Origin of the sequence: Acidovorax sp. LjRoot118 (assembly GCF_964253575.1) — a bacterium.
GTDB lineage: Bacteria > Pseudomonadota > Gammaproteobacteria > Burkholderiales > Burkholderiaceae_C > Acidovorax.
On the sequence record NZ_CAXURB020000001.1, the window covers coordinates 2059890 to 2078651 of the forward strand.

The 18762-nt window shown below is 67.5% G+C and carries 17 protein-coding genes; 13 read left to right on the forward strand and 4 right to left on the reverse strand.

What is annotated here, in order from left to right; all coding sequences use genetic code 11:
* Window positions 1-10: 10 nt before the first annotated feature.
* Window positions 11-1024, reverse strand: a complete 1014-nt coding sequence (locus tag ACSQ9E_RS09615; RefSeq protein WP_436217578.1) for a PhnD/SsuA/transferrin family substrate-binding protein — start codon at window positions 1022-1024, stop codon at window positions 11-13.
* A gap of 378 nt (window positions 1025-1402) precedes the next feature.
* On the opposite strand from ACSQ9E_RS09615, the gene ACSQ9E_RS09620 reads away from it, so the two are divergent.
* The 9 genes from ACSQ9E_RS09620 (at window position 1403) to ACSQ9E_RS09660 (ending at window position 10000) form a co-directional block, all read left to right on the forward strand.
* The gene (locus tag ACSQ9E_RS09620; protein WP_436217579.1) at window positions 1403-2242 is read left to right on the forward strand and encodes a hypothetical protein; all 840 of its coding nucleotides are present in this window, start codon (window positions 1403-1405) and stop codon (window positions 2240-2242) included.
* Window positions 2243-2257: 15 nt separating this feature from the next.
* A complete protein-coding gene (locus ACSQ9E_RS09625; RefSeq protein WP_057206874.1) occupies window positions 2258-2719 on the forward strand; it encodes a hypothetical protein in 462 nt (153 codons plus the stop codon).
* A 176-nt stretch (window positions 2720-2895) separates the two neighbouring features.
* The gene (locus tag ACSQ9E_RS09630) at window positions 2896-4158 is read left to right on the forward strand and encodes a hypothetical protein (RefSeq protein WP_436217580.1); all 1263 of its coding nucleotides are present in this window, start codon (window positions 2896-2898) and stop codon (window positions 4156-4158) included.
* Between the two features lie 8 nt (window positions 4159-4166).
* The gene (locus ACSQ9E_RS09635) at window positions 4167-6380 is read left to right on the forward strand and encodes an ATP-binding protein (protein ID WP_436217581.1); all 2214 of its coding nucleotides are present in this window, start codon (window positions 4167-4169) and stop codon (window positions 6378-6380) included.
* 38 nt (window positions 6381-6418) lie between these two features.
* The gene (locus tag ACSQ9E_RS09640) at window positions 6419-7846 is read left to right on the forward strand and encodes an ankyrin repeat domain-containing protein (protein ID WP_436217582.1); all 1428 of its coding nucleotides are present in this window, start codon (window positions 6419-6421) and stop codon (window positions 7844-7846) included.
* 71 nt (window positions 7847-7917) lie between these two features.
* Complete coding sequence (locus tag ACSQ9E_RS09645) at window positions 7918-8301, forward strand: YkvA family protein (RefSeq protein WP_436217583.1); 384 nt, start codon at window positions 7918-7920, stop codon at window positions 8299-8301.
* A 37-nt stretch (window positions 8302-8338) separates the two neighbouring features.
* The gene (locus tag ACSQ9E_RS09650) at window positions 8339-8800 is read left to right on the forward strand and encodes a GNAT family N-acetyltransferase (RefSeq protein WP_436217584.1); all 462 of its coding nucleotides are present in this window, start codon (window positions 8339-8341) and stop codon (window positions 8798-8800) included.
* On the forward strand, window positions 8800-9318 hold the full coding sequence (locus tag ACSQ9E_RS09655; RefSeq protein WP_436217585.1) for a GNAT family N-acetyltransferase: 519 nt from the start codon (window positions 8800-8802) through the stop codon (window positions 9316-9318). Before ACSQ9E_RS09650 ends, ACSQ9E_RS09655 begins: the two co-directional genes overlap by 1 nt.
* Before the next feature lie 46 nt (window positions 9319-9364).
* On the forward strand, window positions 9365-10000 hold the full coding sequence (locus ACSQ9E_RS09660) for a putative glycolipid-binding domain-containing protein (protein ID WP_436217586.1): 636 nt from the start codon (window positions 9365-9367) through the stop codon (window positions 9998-10000).
* Here ACSQ9E_RS09660 and ACSQ9E_RS09665 read toward each other — a convergent pair.
* Complete coding sequence (locus ACSQ9E_RS09665; protein ID WP_436217587.1) at window positions 9956-10537, reverse strand: hypothetical protein; 582 nt, start codon at window positions 10535-10537, stop codon at window positions 9956-9958. The genes ACSQ9E_RS09660 and ACSQ9E_RS09665 overlap by 45 nt on opposite strands.
* Before the next feature lie 193 nt (window positions 10538-10730).
* On the opposite strand from ACSQ9E_RS09665, the gene ACSQ9E_RS09670 reads away from it, so the two are divergent.
* Window positions 10731-11903 carry an esterase-like activity of phytase family protein gene (locus tag ACSQ9E_RS09670; protein ID WP_057206858.1) on the forward strand — a complete coding sequence of 391 codons (1173 nt, stop codon included), beginning with the start codon at window positions 10731-10733 and terminating at the stop codon, window positions 11901-11903.
* A 36-nt stretch (window positions 11904-11939) separates the two neighbouring features.
* On the opposite strand, the gene ACSQ9E_RS09675 is transcribed toward ACSQ9E_RS09670, so the two are convergent.
* Entirely contained in the window at window positions 11940-14507 is a 2568-nt protein-coding gene (locus ACSQ9E_RS09675) for an ATP-binding protein (protein ID WP_436217588.1), read from the reverse strand.
* A 212-nt stretch (window positions 14508-14719) separates the two neighbouring features.
* Entirely contained in the window at window positions 14720-15622 is a 903-nt protein-coding gene (locus ACSQ9E_RS09680) for a LysR family transcriptional regulator (protein WP_436217589.1), read from the reverse strand.
* A gap of 101 nt (window positions 15623-15723) precedes the next feature.
* Here ACSQ9E_RS09680 and ACSQ9E_RS09685 point away from each other — a divergent pair, with 101 nt between their 5' ends.
* The 3 genes from ACSQ9E_RS09685 to ACSQ9E_RS09695 are packed head-to-tail and all read left to right on the forward strand — an operon-like array spanning window position 15724 to window position 18507.
* Window positions 15724-17106 carry an acyclic terpene utilization AtuA family protein gene (locus ACSQ9E_RS09685; RefSeq protein WP_436217590.1) on the forward strand — a complete coding sequence of 461 codons (1383 nt, stop codon included), beginning with the start codon at window positions 15724-15726 and terminating at the stop codon, window positions 17104-17106.
* On the forward strand, window positions 17103-17462 hold the full coding sequence (locus ACSQ9E_RS09690) for an AtuA-related protein (protein ID WP_436217591.1): 360 nt from the start codon (window positions 17103-17105) through the stop codon (window positions 17460-17462). The genes ACSQ9E_RS09685 and ACSQ9E_RS09690 overlap by 4 nt, the downstream gene beginning before the upstream one ends.
* Before the next feature lie 46 nt (window positions 17463-17508).
* Window positions 17509-18507, forward strand: a complete 999-nt coding sequence (locus tag ACSQ9E_RS09695) for a Bug family tripartite tricarboxylate transporter substrate binding protein (RefSeq protein ID WP_436217592.1) — start codon at window positions 17509-17511, stop codon at window positions 18505-18507.
* Window positions 18508-18762: the final 255 nt, after the last annotated feature.

An 18762-nucleotide genomic window follows, 5' to 3' on the forward strand; every position in this document is an offset into this window, starting at 1 on the left:
CGGTGGCTCTTCAGGGCTTGGCCGCCGTGGCCGCCTTGCCCGCCTGGGCCTTCTGGGTCTTGTTGTAGACCTCCATCACCGTCGCAAAATCGCGCTCGAAGTTGATGGCCAGGAAGGTGTCGTTGCCGGGCAGCAGCTGGCGCAGCTTGGGCGAGAAGCTGTAGCTGTACGAGCACTTGGTCACGCGCGCCTGAACCTCGGGCGAGACGTCCTTGCCCAGGGTCCAGGTCTCGGTCATGAAGGGCGGGCTTTCCCACAGGGTGCGAATGCTCGACCCCTTCACGTCGCCCTTGACCACCATGCGTTGGTACAGGTCGCTGGCCACGGCGGCCGCTGGGTAGAAGCCGTGCATCACGCCGGTCACCGAGCGCTCGTGGCCGTTGGAGAAGACCACCTCGTAGTTCTGGTCGGGTACCAGGCCCAGCGCAGGGAACAGGGCGCGCGGCGCCAGGTTGCCCGAGTTGGAGGTGGGCGTGGTGTGCGCGATCTTCTTGCCCACCAGGTCCTGCGGCTTGGTGAAGGGGCTGTCCACCCGCGAGATCAGGATCAGCTTGTACGAGTTGCGCTGCCCGCTGGCCTTGTTGCCCGGCACGCCAAAGGGGGCGGGCTGGCCCGCCGCCACCAGCTGCGGCACCAGGCCTGGGTTGACCTGGGCGAGCTGCACCTTGCCGGCGATGATGCCGTCGATCAGCTCCTTCTCGCCCAACGTGTCGATGTTCACGCTGCGCTCCAGCGACTCGCCCTGCAGGTTCTGCAGGTCCAGGTTGCCGCAGCGTGCCAGGTGGTTGAAGTAGTCGCCCCAGATGAGCATGGTCTCGCTCTTGGCGTAGGTCTTGGGCATGGCCACGACCAGCTTTTCGCGCGTGCCGCCAAACAGCGGGGCGGCGGGTCCGGCGGCCTGCCGCGCAGCGCTGGCCTTGGCCGGTGGGGTGGCCGTGGTCTGCGCGGCCACGGGGCCCAGCAGCAAGGTGGTGCCTGACAGCAGCGTCGCGCACAGGCGCGCATCCAGGGGTTTGGCAAGCATGGTGTTTTCTCTTCCTCGGTTCATTCTTGTGTCGGCCAACGCGGCGCCAGCCCCGCGCCCGGCGGGCGCTGGATGGCTGGTGGCAATGCGTTGGGAATGGCTGCCTTGCGGGGCAGGCCGTGGCGGCACAGGCGTGCTGCGAGGGGCCCGGTAGGCCGGGCCAGTATGCACGACGCGACCCACCTGTTTGTAACCTTGGCGACTTGCGGGGCCCCGGTGTGGTGCTCGTGCCAAAACACCCATCCGCCATTGTTCGGTTGACACCCTGTCAAGCGCTGCAGGTGTGCAAATGGACAAGGTGGAGAGGGTGCAGCACACGCGCCACGGCAACAATCCAACCACTTCGCAGCCAATCCCGGTCGCCACACCGACTCCACCATGTCCCAAAACGCCCATACCCTGCACCTGTTCTTCGAAGATTCGATACGGCTCAAGTACGCCCAGCTGGTGTACCAGTACATCGCCGAGGGCAACACCGCAGAGGCCACGCGCTGGGCCGCAAAGCTGGGCGTGGCGCTGGCGGACCTGTGGGATGCCGAGTGGTTCAACCAGCAGGTGACGGCCACGCCCGGCTACCTGCAGCTGAACTTCGACACCGGCACCAGCGACCCGCTGCCCCTGTCACCCCTGGTCGCACTGTTCGGCCACGGCCTGCAGGCTGCCGTGCTCGACGTGTTCTACGACCAGGTGGGTGAAACCCAGCGCATGTACTTCGACAAGGGCCAGTGGGTGCCGCGCTCGTATTTTCTGGCGCTGTACCCGCACCTGCAGACCATCGTCGAGCCCGCACACGACCCGGACGATGGCGACGAGCCCGGCGAACGCGCTGCAGCCGACGCGCACGACCCGGCCAAGCCCCTCTCCGTCGCCCGCCTGGCCAAGGACGAGGCGAAAAAGCGCAAGGAGGCGCAGGAGGCCGCCGAGGCCTTTGTCGAGATCGCCAAGGCCATGGGCAAGAACGGCGTCAAGAACACCATGGACGGCGTGATCGGCGTGGTGGTGCTGGGCTCGGCCCTCAAGGGCTTGCTGCACGCAGCGGTGTTCACCGTGGTCGCCGTGCTGCTGTTCAAGGGCCTGTGGCTGTGGCTCGGGCTGGGCCTGGTGCTGGCCATTGCGCTGCCGCTGTACTACGCGACGCGCACGCACAGCGAGCTGAAAGGCGATGGCGGCGATGGTGATGGCGATACCGATGGTGAAGCCGCCGCCGTTGGCTCTTGACCAGGGAGAACACACATGCTGACGCAGATCGAATGGTGGGGTGGGGTGATCTTTGTGCTGGGGGCCTTGGCCTACCGGCTGGTGCTGGGCGCGCTGGAGAAAGGCGAGGGCTACGACTGGTACCGGTGGCTGATGCGCCTGTTCTTTGTGCTGCCGGGCGTGCTGCTGGCCGGCTATTTCTATCCGCTGGAACGCCTGGCGCTGCAGTACGCCTACCTGGGAGTGCTGGGCGTTGCGCTGCTGGCGGTGGCCGGGGTGATGGTGCAGGAGGTCACGGGCGACGCCGATTCGGACAAGGACAAGGCCGCAAAGGCCGGGAGGGAGGGAGAAAAAAGCCAGGCCGGGGAAGACAGCGAAGACGAGGAGCCTGGCTGGCTGATGACCATCGTGGGCGTTGCCGTGCTGTACAGCCCGGTGCTGGCTGCATGCGGGCTGGCGTGCCACAAGGCCTGGCCCATGGTGCAAAGGCTGGTGTGAGGGGGCATCGGATGGTCGCCTGTGCCCACCAGGCCGCTGTGGGGCGCGGTGTGCGTCCGATGCCATCGTTTTTTGGCCGCCAGCACCCCTGGCGCAGGAGACAATGCCTGCTGGAGGCCTCGGCCTCTTTTTGTTGCCCTGCTCAAACCCCCTTGCCGGCTTGCCGCCCACCATCCATGGCCCACGATTCGTTCCCGGAGCTTTTGTCCCTCTACATGCGCCGCATCCGTGCGAGTGCCTCGGGGGTGGCCACCGAGATCGGCCTGAGCCGCGAGGCGGTGAACAACTGGCGCAACGGCATGTCGGCGCCCAACGCCCGTTCGCGCGAAAAGGTGGTGGCGTGCACCCGCTACCTGCGCCTGACCGAGGCCGAGGCCAACCGCCTGCTGAGTGCCGCCGGCTTCGCGCCCGAGTTCCCGCTGCAGGCCGAGGTGGAGGCACCTGCCGCGGCCGTGGGCGCCGCCACGGGTGCGGAGAGCGAACAGCCCTTTGGCGCTTTCCAGGCCCGGCTGTTCGGCCAGCTCGCTCAGGCCATGCCGTACCCCATCTCCATGCTGCTGTCGCCCGCGCACTGGGGGCAGCCGCCGTTTCGGCCCGAGTTGCTGCAGCGCGCGCGCCATCAGTATGGTGCCACCTCGGTGCTGCACATCCAGCCGCCCTACAGCGTGAGCACCGCGCCCACTGAATACTTCGCCGCCATCGGCCGCCAGTGCGGGCTGGGCGAGGTGCAGTCGGACTACGAATTCGAATCCGCGCTGGAGCGGCGCCTCTTGGCCGGTGAGCGCCTGTTCTGCCTGGTCAGCCGCTTCGAGCAGGGCACGCCCGCGCTGCGCGAAACGCTGGCCGGCATCCTGCGCAGCCTGAGCGAAATGCACAGCGGCCGCCTGCACCTGCTGCTGTGCGGCGGCGAGGCGCTGGCCGACCTCAAGTACCGCAGCGGCGACATGTCGCTGCTCAACATCGCCCAGGTCAACCACTGGCCCGAGCCCACGCTGGCCGACCTGGCCCTGCTGGCGCGCCAGCGCTGGCCTGGCCACGACTGGCCGCTGCCCGTGCTGGCCCACCTGCTCGACGCCAGCGGCGGCCACCCCGCGCTGTTCGAAGAGGGGCTGCAGTGGCTGGTGGAGCAGGGCATCAACGAGACCCAGGCTTCATCTGCCGCGCTGCGCACACAACTGGCAGGCAGCCCGCGCCTGTGGCAGACCTTTCTGCCGCTGGCGCAGGAGGGCGCCCCGCGCGAGCGCCTGCGCAGCCTGCTGCAGGCCGACGACCTGGGCCGTGCCCGCCCCTACCTGCAGGACGACGACCTGCGCCGCCTGTTCTGGGGCAACCTCATCCACGTGCGCGGCACCGGCGACGCGGCGCGCCTGCACTGGCGCTGCGACACGGTGCGCCATGCGGGCTTGATGGTGCTGGAGGCCGCATGCTCGAGCAGTTGAGGTCCTGGATGACGTGGCCCGTGATCAGGGCCTTGATGGTCGCAGGCGCAACGCTGTTCATCGGTAGCGCGCTGCTCACGCCGCACCTGAACCCGGCCACCCGCGGATCGGTGCGCACGGCCGAGAGCATTGGCCCCGTGTGGGGCGAGCTGGTGCAGTGGCGCGTGGCCCTGGTGCAGGCCAGCCAGGAGCTGGGCCATTGGCCCGAAGACATCCAGAAGTACGCGCCGCAGATACCCTTTCCCAAGCTGCGCGTCACCTCGCCCGGGCCGCTGCGCCTGCAGGCCGACGTGATCAGCGACCCCGCGCTCGGCAATCTGTCCGGCACGCAGGTGCTGCTGCACATGACGCCCGACATGTACCACTGGACCTGTCGCCCCGGCAAGCCGCCCATGCCCCCGGGCATGCTGCCCATCAGCTGTGCAGCCGGCCCCGAGAGCCAAGACAACCAGGACGTCAAGGGCGACGACATGGACCCCGATGCCATCCGCCAGGCCCGCATCGCCGCGGTGGAAGCGGCCGAGCCTTTTGGCTGGCTGCGCAGCCTCATCAAGTGGTGTGCACTGATCTTCGTCGTTGGCGCCGTGGTGTGGGTGCTGCGCCACCCGCTGATCGGCCCGGCCCAGTTGCGCCCCGAGAAGCTGCTGCGCACCCCCGTCTCGCGCCTGCCGCGCATCGACCAGTTGCTGCGCACCGTGGGCCGTCTGCGTGCCACGCTCGAGGCTGCCGAGATCCGCACCCGGGACTGGCAGAGCGCCGTGCAGTTCGCGCACGACGACCCGGCCGACCAGTCCACGGTGCTGGCCGAGCGCGTGTCCGCCCGCAGCCAGCCGAGCCGCGACTGGGCGCTGCCCGGCGCGGTGTTCGAATGGCAGTTTCCACCGGACCTGCCGGTTTCGCTGGACCGCTGCCTGCTCTACGTCCCCACCCCGGGCCTCGACGAGGCCACCGTGCTGCGCCAGCTGCGCGCCGCGCAGACCGGTACCGATGTGCTGCTCATCCTTTGCGACCACGGCACAGAAACCCCCTGGCCCCTGCTGCGCGCGCACACCGACGACGGCGCCAACCTGCACGTGATGGTGGACAGCGCCAGCCAGACCGAATGGCTGTTGTCGGCACAGCCCCTGCAGGTGCTGCTGCGCCTGCTCTCGGCCCAGCTGCGCGTGACGCGCATCTCGCCCTACCAGACGCGCGGCGGCGTCACGCGCGAGGGCTCCTTCTTCGGCCGCGAGCAGCTGCTGGCCCGCGTGGTCAACCGCGAACCGGCCAACTACCTGGTGGTCGGCGGGCGCCAACTGGGCAAGAGCAGCCTGCTCAAGGCCGTGCAGCGGCGCCTGCAGGGCCACCCGCAGATCGTGTGCCACTACGTGTCGCTGCGCGACCACCGGCTGGCGCCGCGCATGGCGCTGCAATTCGGCCTGCCGGCCGACACGCCACTCGAAGCCATCGTGGACCACCTGCAGGCCAAGTACGTCGGCAAGCGCCTGTACCTGCTGATCGACGAGGCCGACCTGTTCTTTCGCGACGAGTCGAACCACGGCTACCACCAGCTGTCGACCCTGCGCTCGCTCAGCGAAGAGGGGCGCTGCTGGTTCATGCTGGCCGGCTTCTGGGATTTGTACGCCACGGCCGTGCTCGATTACCAGAGCCCCCTGCGCAACTTTGGCGAGGTGCTGGCCATCGGCGGGCTGGAGCGCCCCGCCTGCAAGGCCCTGGCCACCGAGCCGCTGCGCCGCCTGCGCCTGGGCTTTGGCGGCGATGCGCTGGTGGAGCGCCTGGTGGACGCCAGCGGCCTGCGCGCCAATCTGGTCGCCATCCTGTGCCAGGAATGCCTGGAGGCCCTGCAGCCCGGCGAGCGCGTGATCGAGGCGCGCCACCTGAACCAGGCCCTGGCCTCCCAGCCCGTGCAGGACGCCCTGGCCGGCTGGGGCCGCCTCTCGCCCGACGACGACGCCTGCCGGCTCGACCGCGTGGTGGTCTACCACGTCGCCCAGCAGGCAGAAACCAGCCTGGTGGCCCTGGCGGGGCTGCTGCAAGGCCACGGCGTGCAGGCCGACGCCCAGGCCCTGCGCCAGTCGCTCGCGCGCCTGCAACTGGCCTGGGTGCTGCGCCGCGAGGGCGCCGCCTACAGCTTTGCCATACCGCTCATGTCCGCGCAGTTCGAGCCCAGCGAGGTGGAGCTGTTGCTGCACCAGGAGCTGGCGGTGATGGCCAAGGCCTGACGAGCGAGTGGCAAGTTTTCTTCTGACGTTCTTTTTACATGGCCACCTCTTCTTTCTCCGTCACCCTTGAACATGACATCGGGTTCGAAACCATCGTTGCCGAGATAGAGCGCCTGGTTCGCTCCGGCCTGCACCCGGACCGCATCAGCGTATCCCAGTACCCCGCATCGCAGTGGGCCTGCAATCCCTTTTGGGCGCGTTACGATGGTCCTGACGAGGCCACTGTCGCCCAGCGCGTGGATGCACAAATGGCCTTGCTGCGCCTGCTGCTCGAGCGCGGCGCCGATCCCAACAAGCGCAAGAACCGCAATTCCACACCCCTGGCCGTGTGCTGCGAGCAATTGTGGAGCGGTCCCAGTGAGCGCTCTTTGGAGCGGCTGGGCCTGGTGCTGGCGGCAGGGGGTGATCCCCGCAAGACCAAGGATCCCGCGCTGTGCATTGTGCTCGGGTTGGGGGACATGCGCGGCGAGATTTTCAGCATCCCCTTTCGCGAGGATGCCGAGGCTGGGCATGCCGACGCCGTGTACCAGGCCATCGACATGCTGATCGCGGCAGGCGCCGACATCGAGGCCCTGGACCACCGCGAGATGTACAACCCGCTGCTTATGGCTGCCTACATGGGCAGCGTGCCGCTGCTGCAGTTTCTGAAGGGCCGGGGCGCCAACGTGCTGGCCACCAATCCCGCAGGCTCCAACGCATTGATGTACATCGCCGGCGACGTCGACGGCCTGGACCTGAGCCGCGCAGGCATCTCGGTGGCCTGGATGCGCCACGGCGACCCCGTAGCCACCACCCGCCAATTGCTGGTCTGGGGCCTCGACCCTGCGGCCGCCAACGCCCGCGGGCGCACCCCGCTGCGCCTGGCCGTGAGCGCTGGCAACCTGGATGTGGCAGTCGCCCTGGCCGAGGCGCTGGCCGCGCAAGGCAAGTTGTTGGCGGCCGATGCACGCCTGTTTAAGGGCACCGAATACGAAGCCCGCGTGGCCGCTTTGAGTACCGCAGTGCCCGCGAAGAAGCCTCCCAAGGTGAACACCAACCCCGATGGTGCAGCCCAACGCGCATCGTGGGATCGCGCGCGTGCAGTATTCAACGGCCCTGCGTTCGCACCGCCCAACCCGGATTCCCAATGGTTCCTGCCTTTCATGCACGGCATCTTCGAGCATTTGGCCACCGTTGCCGACCCCCGCATACCGATGCAGGCCCTGTACGCCGAGTACGACAACCAGTTCACCGCCATCCGGCTGTCAAAGACGAAATCTTGGCTCAGCCGCAGCGGCGTGGTGGAGGTGGAGCCGGACGTGTTCTGGACCAACCTGCTCGTCAAGTATCGGCAACAGGAGGGCAATAATTTTCTCAGCAGGGAGGAGGTGGTGCTGCCCATCTCAGCCAACGCGCTGCCCCCATTCGAGGCGGTTGCCGATGTGGTGGGCCGTATGTGCGCGCAGTACCTCAAGACGCAGGGATAGGGCAGGGCGCAGCTTTGGTTGGCCGTATCGCTGCGAAAAGAGTAGGACGCATGCGGGATACTGCGCATGCCATGTCCCTCCTGACCACCGCCAAAGACTGGGCACGCCGTACAAAGCGCGACGTCGTCGCCGTCTACTTCGCTGCCCGCGATGCGCGCACGCCATGGCTCGCGCGCTGCCTGGCCGTTGCAGTGGCCGCGTACGCGCTCAGTCCCATCGACCTGATCCCCGATTTCATCCCCGTGCTCGGCTACCTGGACGACCTGCTCATCGTCCCTCTGGGACTGCTGCTCGTCATCCGCATGCTGCCGCCTGCGGTGCTGCAGGAGGCACGTGACAAGGCAGCCAGCGTGCTGGAGCGGCCCCGGAGCCGGGCTGCGGCGGTGGCCATCGTGCTGGTCTGGTTGGCGTTTGCGTCGGGGCTCGTCTACTGGTGGGTGCATCGGGCGAACTGAAGGCAGCGGTGGGGTGCGATCCCTTACGATGGCGGGCATGCAAATCCGATTGGAATCCCCCCGCCAGCCCGACGTGGTGCAGCTCATCGACGACCTCGACGCCTTCCAGAAGCCCTTGTACCCACCCGAGAGCCACCACGGCATCGACCTGAACGCGCTCGACCAGCCCCACGTGCTGTTCGCCGTGGCGCGCTCGGAGCAGGGCGTGGCCCTGGGCTGCGGCGCCATGGTCCTGGGCGCCGATTGCGGCGAGGTCAAGCGCATGTACGTGCGCCCCGAAGCGCGCGGCCAGGGCCTGGCCCGGGCACTGCTGGCCTTTGTCGAAACTGCAGCCATCGCACGCGGCTGCACGCGTTTTGCGTTGGAGACGGGACCCCTGCAGCCCGAGGCGCTGGGTTTGTATGCCCGCATGGGCTATGAGGAGAGCGGGCCGTTTGGCGACTATGCGCCGGACGTGCACAGCGTGTTCATGCGCAAAGAGGTGCAGGTGGCTGCGTGATGGCTTCGGGCGATGGATTCATCCTGCGCCGGCTCACTGCCGAGGATGCCGAGACCTTCAGCGCGCTGCGCCGCCTGGTCGCTGCAGACAATCCCGTGCCCTTGGGCCTTGGCATGCAGGAGGAACTGGCTCGGCCCCTTCAGGGTTTTCGCGACCAACTCGGTGCCCCGACGAACGTGGTTTTTGGCGCCTTCGTCGGCGCAACTCTCGCCGCCACCGCTGCGCTAGCCCCGTCGGGACCCTTCGCATCGTCGCGCCACAAGCTTGTGTTGTGGGGCACCTTCGTGGCACCCGACCATCGCCGCCAGGGCCTGGGGCGCCTGGTGGTGGCGCAGGCCGTCGATCATGCTCGCCAGGCCGGTGTGCGCCGCATCCACCTCACCATGTACCTGCCCAATCTGGCTGCTGGTGCGTTGTACGAATCCCTGGGCTTCACCGTCTGGGGCACCGAGCCCGAGGCCGTGTGCATCGATGGCATCTACCATGATGCCATGCAGATGGGTTTGCTGCTGCAGTAGGCAGTAACGTGGCGGCGCCCGGCATTCAATCGCAGGAGGAATCCCTGTGCCGCAGACCGTCGCGATGACCGCCGCACCGCAACACACCTTCTTCTGGCGCCGCATTGGCGGCGGGACTGGCAGCGATGTCTGCCGCGTCTACCCGCGGGCCGATGGCGGCTGGGACCTGCACGGCATGGCGGTGTTCCATGAAGAAGGGCTGGCGTGCGACCTGGGCTATGCGGTCAGCGTCGATACAGGCTGGGTGACGCAGGCCGCCCATGTGTCCGGCCATTGCGGTGGGCGCGTAGTGGACTTGCGCTTTCACCCCGGCGCCGATGGCCGTTGGCGGGTGGGGCAGGGCGCTGGGCCCGATGCGGATACCGGCGTCAGCGTCAGCGCATGCCCGGACATGGACCTCAATTTCAGCCCTGCCACCAACATGATCGCGATCCGCCGCATGGCCTTGCAGGTGGGGCAGGAGGCGAAGGCGCCTGCGGCCTGGCTGTCGTTTCCGGAGTTGCGGCTTCAGGAATTGCCCCAGGTCTACTGGCGGCTGGATGCCCTGCGCTACCAGTACGACGCGCCTACGGTGGGGTACAGCGGAGTGCTGGAGGTGTGCGAGAGCGGCGCGGTGGTGGAGTACCCGGAACTGTTCTCAAGGCTGGGCACTGGGACCCCCTCGCTCTCGACGCCCGATTGAAAACAGCGCCGTCCTGCACTCAAGTACCAGTTTGTCCGCATCGGCCCGAAAACTTGGCCAGTCGATCACCGCGAGCGCCGCACGGGCGTCGTTCCTGACCGGCTCCCAATCGGAGTGGTTGAAAATATCCGGATCACCACATTCCAAGGCGCCTGCATCCATCGCATTGCAGCTTTCCCACGTGCGCGCCAAAGCATGCCTGACGTCCGGACCAACGGCCTGGGGGCAACTTTCAAGGTAGTCGTTGACCGGCAAGACCATGGAATACCAAGTCTCGCATGCCTGGCAATTGGGGATGCTGTTCGCCTGTTCTGCTGCACTGGAAGCCAGGAATTCGAGTGCCTGGCACAGCTCGCAAAGTGCGAGGATGTTCTTGTACTCGTCTTCTGCGTACCAACTCCAGAGCACCAGGGATAGCCGTTCAGTCATGCAAACTACCTGTTCTTTAGCCGAGGTGTCGAAAGAGGCGCAATCCAGCGCCAGCTTGCACTGATCTTCATCCGCATGGCGGTGTTGGTGCAACAGCGATTGAAACATGGCGGCGGTCGATATCCAAGGTTGACTGCGGGAACCAACTGATTTTGATGCAGCGCGCTGCTCCCGTACTGGATGTGCGGTGTTTCCCCGCAGCAACATGTGTCTCCAATGACTTGGAGTGTCACGCACCTGACGCATTCGCCCCCCAACCTCCCGTGCTGCTTTCCTTCAATCCCCCAGAAAGACGCACAACATGAGTTTCGCTCACACCACCACCTCCGCCTGGCGCCGCACGGCTGCCGCGTTCGCGTTGGCCGCGCTGACGGCAGCCACCCTGGCCGCCTGCGGCGGCAGCGACGACGACAACGGCGAATCCCGCGTTGCATCCCTCAGGCTGATCGGCACCGCGTCCCTGCCCACCGGCACGCTGTTCGAGGGCGTCGAGTTCGGCGGCATCTCGGGGCTGGACCAGGCCACCGATGGCAGCTACTGGGCCATTTCCGATGACCGCGGTGGCGAGCGTGGCACGCCGCGCTTTTACAACCTCAGCATCGACTACGCTGCCACGGGCCCGGTGACGGTCAAGGTCAACCGCCAGACCTATATGCAGCGCGAGGATGGCTCCTCGTTTCCCGCATCGGCCCGCACGGTGGACCCCGAGGCGATCCGCCTGGCGCCCAATGGCAACCTGTACTGGTCGTCCGAGGGCAACTGGGGTACCACGGCGGCAACCCTGTTCCAGCCCTTCGTGCGCGAGATGACGACGGCCGGCAAGTTCGTGCGCGAGTTCAAGATGCCGGCGATCTACAACTATGTGGACAACACCACCACTGGCGCGCGCAGCAACAAGCTCTTCGAGGCGCTGACGGTGGCGCCTGATGGAACGGTGTTCGTGGCCAATGAGGATGCGCTGATCCAGGACGGCCCGCTCACCACCGTGCAGGCCGGCAGCGTGGTGCGCGTGACGGCCCTGGACCCGACCACCGGCGCGGCCAAGGCACAGTATGCGTACCAGTTGCCGAAGATCCCGGTGGATGCGCCGGCCGGAGCGCCGTTCGGACCGGACAACGGCTTGTCGGACTTTCTGGCCATCGGCAACAAGAAGTTCATCGCGATCGAACGCGCCTTTGCATCGGGCATCGGCAACACCATCCGCCTGGTGCTGACCGAGATCACCGATGCCACGACCAACGTGACCAGCATGGCCAGCCTGGCGGGCTCGGCCGCCTACACGCCCATGACACGCAAGCTGCTGCTCGAGATGCCCATCACCTACCAGGGCGTCAAGCTCGACAACATCGAAGCCATCACCTGGGGCAAGACCCTGCCCAATGGCCACCGCACCCTCGTGCTTGCGGCGGACAACAATTTCACCGCCGACACGCAGGCCAATCAGTTCATCGTCTTCGAAGTGCTGCCAGATTGATTCTGTGAGGGGGCATGGTAGCCGCGCCAACGGCCCCTACCGCTCAATCATCTCCTGTACCTTGGCGGCCAGCGCCGCCACGTCAAACGGCTTGGTGATCACCTCCATGCCAAACGCCAGCAGGCCGTTGCCCACGGCCGCGTTCTCGGCGTAGCCGGTGATGAACAGCACCTTGAGGTCGGGGCGCGATACGCGGCCGGCGTCGGCCACCTGGCGGCCGTTCAGGCCGCCGGGCAGGCCCACGTCGGTCAGCAGCAGGTCGATGCGGCGCTCGGACTGCAGCACGTGCAGGCCGGCAGGGCCGTCGCCCACCGAGATCACGTTGTAGCCCAGGTCCTCGAGCTCTTCTGCGATCAGGCCGCGGATGGTGGCCTCGTCCTCGATCACCAGCACCACCTCGCCATCGGCCCGGTGGTCGAAGGTGGGCTGGATGTGCGGATTCTCCTGGTCGGCATCGCCCATGTAGCGCGGCAGGTACAGGCACATGGTAGTGCCTTCGCCGGGCACCGAGTAGATGCGCACCTGGCCGCCCGACTGGCGCACGAAGCCGTACACCATCGACAACCCCAGCCCCGTGCCCTGGCCCATGGGCTTGGTGGTGAAGAAGGGGTCGAAGGCACGTGCGATCACCTCGGGCGCCATGCCCACGCCGGTATCGGTCACGCACAGCGAGATGTACTGGCCGGGTGGCAGCTCGCGCTCGGCTGCGGCGCGGTCGTCCAGCCATTTGTTGGCCGTTTCGATGGTCAGGCGCCCACCGTTGGGGGCCATGGCATCGCGCGCGTTGATGCACAGGTTGAGCACGGCGTTTTCAAGCTGGGATGGGTCCACCTGCGTGAGCCACAGGCCGCCCGCGCCCACCACCTCCACCTCGACCGAGGGGCCCACCGTGCGGCGCACCATCTCCTCGATGCCCCCCACCAGGCGGTTCACGTCGGTGGGGCGCGGGTCCAGCGTCTGGCGGCGTGAGAAGGCCAGCAGTCGCTGGGTCAGCGATGCCGCCCGGCGCACCGCGCTTTGCGCCATGCCGATGTAGCGCTCGGTGTTGTCGAAGTTCCTGGCGGCGAGGCGCTTTTCCAGCACCTGCAGGCTGGCGCTCATGCCCGCCAGCAGGTTGTTGAAGTCGTGCGCGATGCCGCCGGTGAGCTGGCCGATGGCCTCCATCTTCTGCGACTGGCGGAACTTGGCCTCCACCTCCATCAGCTCGTTGGTGCGTTCCGTCACCTTGCGCTCCAGCGACTCGTTCATTTCGCGCAGCTGGGCTTCGTTGCCGCGCAGCTCGTTTTCGGAGCGCACGCGTTCGGTGGCCGTGCGGGTGCGGCCCGCAATCTCGCGCATGAACTCGCACTCTTCGTGGGTCCACTGGCGCACGTCGTCCTGGTTCACGAAGAGCACGGCCACCAGGCGTTCGTGCTCCACCACGGGGATGTTCATGAAGGCACGGGCGCTGCGCGACTCCAGCGCACCGGCGGCCACCGCAGTGCGGGGGTCGTTGCGCGCATCGGTCACCCTGACGAACTCGTCGTTCTTGAGCGAATCGATGAAGGTGCCGAAGTCCCGCAGGCAGAGCTCTCCCTGCAGCGTCAGCACCCCCGGCGCCGTCCAGTCGCACTGCACCTGCAGGATGTCGGTATCGTGGTCCACGCGGCCATAGCCCGCGCGGCTCACTTTGAGGGTCTGGCCCAGGATGCGGGCTGCGGCCAGGCTGATATCGTCCACGTTGTCCAGCCCGCGCAGCTGGCTGGTGAACTCGATCAAGGCGTCGCGCTTGGCCTCAGCGGCCACGCGCTCTGTCACGTCCAGGCCATCCACGAAGATGCCGGTCACCGCGCCGGAGGTATCGCGTATCGGCTGGTACACGAAATCCAGATAGCGCTCGCTCACTGGCTCACCCGCATGCTGCTGGATGTCGAAACGGGCACCAAAGGCCGTTGCCGCCTTGCCGCTGGTGTACACGCCATCGAGCATGGCCACATACCCCTGCTCTGCGGCCTCGGGCAGAGCGTCGGCCACCGTGCGGCCCAGCAGGGTGCGGTCGCCCACCAGCTCCAGGTATTTGGGGTTGGCCAGCTCGATGCGGTGGCTGGGCCCCTGCAGCAGCACCATGAAGCTGGGCGACTGCTCGAACAGGGTGGCAAAGCGCTCGCGCTCCATCAGCAGGCGCCGGTCGGCCAGCACCTTGTCGGTGGTTTCCACCACCAGGGCCATGGCGCCCACCGGGGTGCCTGCGTCGTCTACCAGGGGGGAGTAGTTCAGGTCCACCCACAACGGCTTGTGCACGCCGTCGCGGTTCAGGCTCAGCTCCTGGTCTTCATACGTGAGCGTGCCGCCGGCCAGGCAGACCTTGAGCACCCGGTCGTTGAGGTCGGCCGCCTCGGGCCAGGCCTCGCGGATCTTCATGCCCAAGAGGCCCGGGTGGCGTGCGCCCGAAAACCTGGAGTAGGGGTCGTTGTAGATCAGCACGCCCGATTCGCCCCACAGCGTGGCAATCGGCATGGGGCAGCGCAGCATGTTGGCCAGTGCCAGCATGAGGTGAGCGGGCCAGTGTTCGAGCGGCCCCAGTTCGGTAGCGGCCCAATCGAAGCGCGCAATCAATCCGGCCATTTCGCCGCCGGCGGACAGGAGGGAAGCTTGGGTAGTGGGTATGCCGGAGGACATGGGTGCCTGGTTCTGTGATCGGGCCGTGCCCGGGGAAGGCGGTGCGGCACCGCATTTTTCGCACGATGATAAAGACACCTGTCCAGAGATTTTGTAGGCATTCGCCTATGCCACTACCAAAAACGTGCACGACTTGGCAATGACAGACCGATAGGGGGCTACCCCTGGCCCGGTCGCTGCGACATCACCAGCGTGTACAGCGCCTGCGCCGCCACCGACAGGCTGCGGTCGCGCCGACGCACCAGGTAGATCTGGCGCAGCAAGCCGGGCAGGGCCAGCGGCCGGGTGACCAGGCCCGGCTGGTCGAAGTGGAACAGCGTGAGCGCCGGCACCACGCTGATCCCCAGGCCCGCGCGCACCATGCCCATCACGGTGGCCAGTTGCTCCACCTCCATCAGCGTGTGCATGGCCTCGGGGTGGAAGGCGGCCTCCAGGTACTGGCGCACGCTGCTGTTGCGCGCCAGGTGGATGAAGGGCCAGGTGGCCAGGTCGGCAGGGGCAATGGGCTTCTTGCGGTGGGCCAGCGGGTGGTCGGCCTGGCACACCAGATGGAAGTCGTCGCTGCAAAAGGGCTCGGCCTGCAACTCGGGTGTGTCGGCGCGGATCGCGGCCAGCGCAAAGTCGGCCTTGCCGCTGGCCACACGCTCGATGCAGGGCTCCGAGAGCACGTCGGCAATGTCGATCTCGATGCCTGGATAGGCCGCGCGGTAGGCCGCCAGCACGCCCGGCAGCCAGCCCGCAGCCAGCGACGGCAGCAGCGCCACGGCCACGCGCCCGCGCTGCAGGGTGGCCGCGTCGCGCATGGCGGCCAGCGCGGTGGTGATCTCGGCGCGGATGCGCCGGGCCGACTCCAGGAAGTTCTGGCCCTCGCCCGTCAAGTCCACATGCCGCGTGCTGCGGTCGAACAGGCGCAGGCCCAGGTCCTCCTCCAGCGCGCGGATGAGGGCGCTGAACGCCGGCTGCGACAGATGGCACTGGGCCGCTGCGCGCGTGAAGTTGCGCTGCTCGGCCAGCGCCAGGAAGGCGTCGAGCTGGCGGGTGGAGAGATGGTGGCTGCTCATTGCCGATAGATTAATCTGAAAAACGGATAGATTGATACCAACAATCTATTTCACAGAATAACAGCAGCTGCCTACATTCAACCCAGGAGACAAAGACACCCATGGCGAACAACGCAACACTGCTGGTCGGCTGCGCCGCCGGCTTCTCGGGCGACCGCACGGACGCCGCCGCGCCCGTGGTACAGGCCCTGATCGCCAGCGGCCAACCGGCCGTGCTGATCTTCGAGACCCTGGCAGAGCGCACCCTGGCCCTGGCCCAGCTGGCCCGCCGCAGCGACCCCGACGCCGGCTACGAGCCCCTGCTGGTGGACATGCTGCGCCCCGTGCTGGGCGACTGCCTGGCGCACGGCGTGCGCATCGTGAGCAACTTTGGCGCGGCCAACCCTAAGGGCGCCGCCCGGCGCATCGTGCAACTGGCGGCAGAGCTGGGCCTGCGTCGCCCGCGCGTGGCGGTGGTGCAGGGCGATGACCTGAGCGGCCCGGCGCACCGCGCCCTGCTGCAGGGTGCCCTGGGCGATGCCATGCCCACCGAAACCATCGCCAGCGCCAACGCCTACATCGGCGCGCAGGCCATTGCCGGCGCGCTGCGCGAGGGCGCTGATGTAGTGGTCTGCGGCCGCGTGGCCGACCCCTCCCTGGTGCTGGGCCCGGCCCTGGCGCACTACGGCTGGGCACCCGACGACTGGGATCGCATGGCCCGCGCCACCATGGCCGGCCACCTGCTCGAATGCGGCGCCCAGGTCACCGGCGGCTATTTCGCCGACCCCGGCTACAAGGACGTGCCCGGCATGGCCCGCCTGGGCTACCCGATTGCCGAGATCGATGCCGACGGGCATTGCACCATCACCAAGCCCCCGGGTACCGGCGGGCGCATCGACGAGCGCACGGTCAAGGAGCAACTGCTGTACGAGCTGCACGACCCCGCCGCCTACCTGACCCCCGACGTGGTGGCCGACATCACCGAGGCCACCGTCACCGCCGTGGGGCCCGATGCCGTGCGGCTCGAAGGGGTGCGCGGCCATGCCCGGCCGGCCACGCTCAAGGTCAACGTGTGCTTCGAATCGGGCTGGTTCGCCGAGGGCGAGATCTCCTACGCCGGCGCCCGGGCCGAGGCCCGTGCCCGCCTGGCGGGCGAGGTGCTGCGCGAGCGGCTGGCCGGCCTGGGCCCGCTGCGCATCGACCTGATCGGCGTGACCAGCGTGCTGGGGGACGATGCCGGCCGCTGGCTGGATGCCACCGGCGACGGCGGTGCCCGCGACGTGCGCCTGCGCGTGGCCCTGCAGCACCGCGACCATGCCAGCGCCCAGCGCCTGCTGCGCGAGGTGACGGCCCTGTACACCTGTGGCCCTGCGGGCGGCGGCGGGGTGCGCACGGCCATGCGGCCACGCCTGGGCACCGTGTCGTGCCTGGTGCCGCGCGAGGCCGTGCCCACGGGCTACCGCATGTTCGATGCCATCGTGCAAGAAGAAAGGGCGGCCGCATGACCGACACCATCACTGTTCCGCTGTACCGCCTGGCGCACAGCCGCACCGGGGACAAGGGCAACCGCTCCAACATCAGCGTCATCGCCTGGCACCCTGCACTGTGGGATGTGCTCATGGCCCAGGTGACCGAGGCCGCTGTGGCGCACCATTTCGCGCAGCGCCAGCCGGGCCGCGTGGTGCGCTATGTGCTGCCGCAGCTGCAGGCCATGAACTTCGTGCTCGACGACGTGCTCGACGGCGGTGTCAACGACGCCTTGAACCTCGACAGCCACGGCAAGGCGCTGAGCTACCTGCTGCTCGACCTGCCGGTGCAGGTGCCGCAGGCACTGGCCGGGCATCTTGCGGGCCCAGGCTGACCCCGATTTCCTTCTTTCACCATCACCAACAACACCAGGAGACAACATGAGCGCTTTCAACACCATCCATTCCCCAGCCCGCCGACGCACCCTTGCCGCCGCCATGGCCATGGCCGCATCGCTAGGCTTGGCCGGCACGGCCATGGCCCAGGCCTACCCGGCCAAGGCCATCACCTTCGTCGTGCCGTTTGCCGCCGGCAGCGCCACCGACCAGCTGGCGCGCGCCATCGGCCAGTCCATCACCAACGACACCAAGCAGCCCGTGGTCATCGACAACAAGGCCGGCGCCAGCGGCATGATCGCCGCACAGGCGGTGGCCAAGGCGCCTGCGGACGGCTATACCCTCCTCATCACCACCAACACCACGCACGCGGCCAACGAGCACCTGTACAAGAAGCTCTCGTACGACCCGGTGAAGGACTTCGCGCCCATCAGCGGCCTGGGCAAGGGCGGGCAGGTGATGGTGGTCAATGCCGCATCGCCCTACAAGAACGTGGGCGACGTCGTGGCCGCGGCCAAAAAGGCGCCGGGCAAGCTGAGTTTCGGCAGCGGCAGCTCGTCGAGCCGCATGGCTGGTGAAATGCTCAAGCAGCTGGCCGGCGTGGACATACTGCACGTGCCCTACAAGAGCAACCCCCTGGCCATCACCGACCTGCTGGGCGGCCAGATCGACCTGATGATCACCGACACCTCCACCGGCGTGCCCCAGGTCAAGGCCGGCAAGCTGCGCGCGCTGGGCTACTCCACGCAAAAGCGCAGCTCGCAGCTGCCCGACGTGCCCACCATCGACGAGGCTGGCGTCAAGGGCTATGACATGGGCTACTGGTTCGCGGCCTATGCCCCTGCCGGCACGCCGCCTGCCGTGGTGACGCGCCTCAATGAACTGATGGGCGCTGCCACGAAGAGCGCGGCCGCCAAGTCCTTCTACGACCTAGCCGGCTCCGAAGCCTGGACCACCACGCCCGACGAGTTGGCCAGGTTCCAGGCCAGCGAGACGGTCAAGTGGGGCAAGGTCATCAAGGCCGCCGGCATCGAAGCCGAGTAAGAGCGGCTAACAAAACTCTTCTGGCGTCGTTGCTGCGTCTTGTCGTACTACTCGTACTGCCTGCGAGAAATCTGATGTGTAGCGCCTAGCCAGAACCGCTTCGCTGAGTTTTGTTATCCGCTCCAAGCCAACGAAAACCTGCGTGTCCAGCCTGCACGCAGCCCTGTGCCGCGCTGTGAACGCGCGCACAGCCCACCCCTGACAGAGACCCTATCGGCTGCGCCCACGCGCAGCCGGTATGGGCGCAGCCATGCC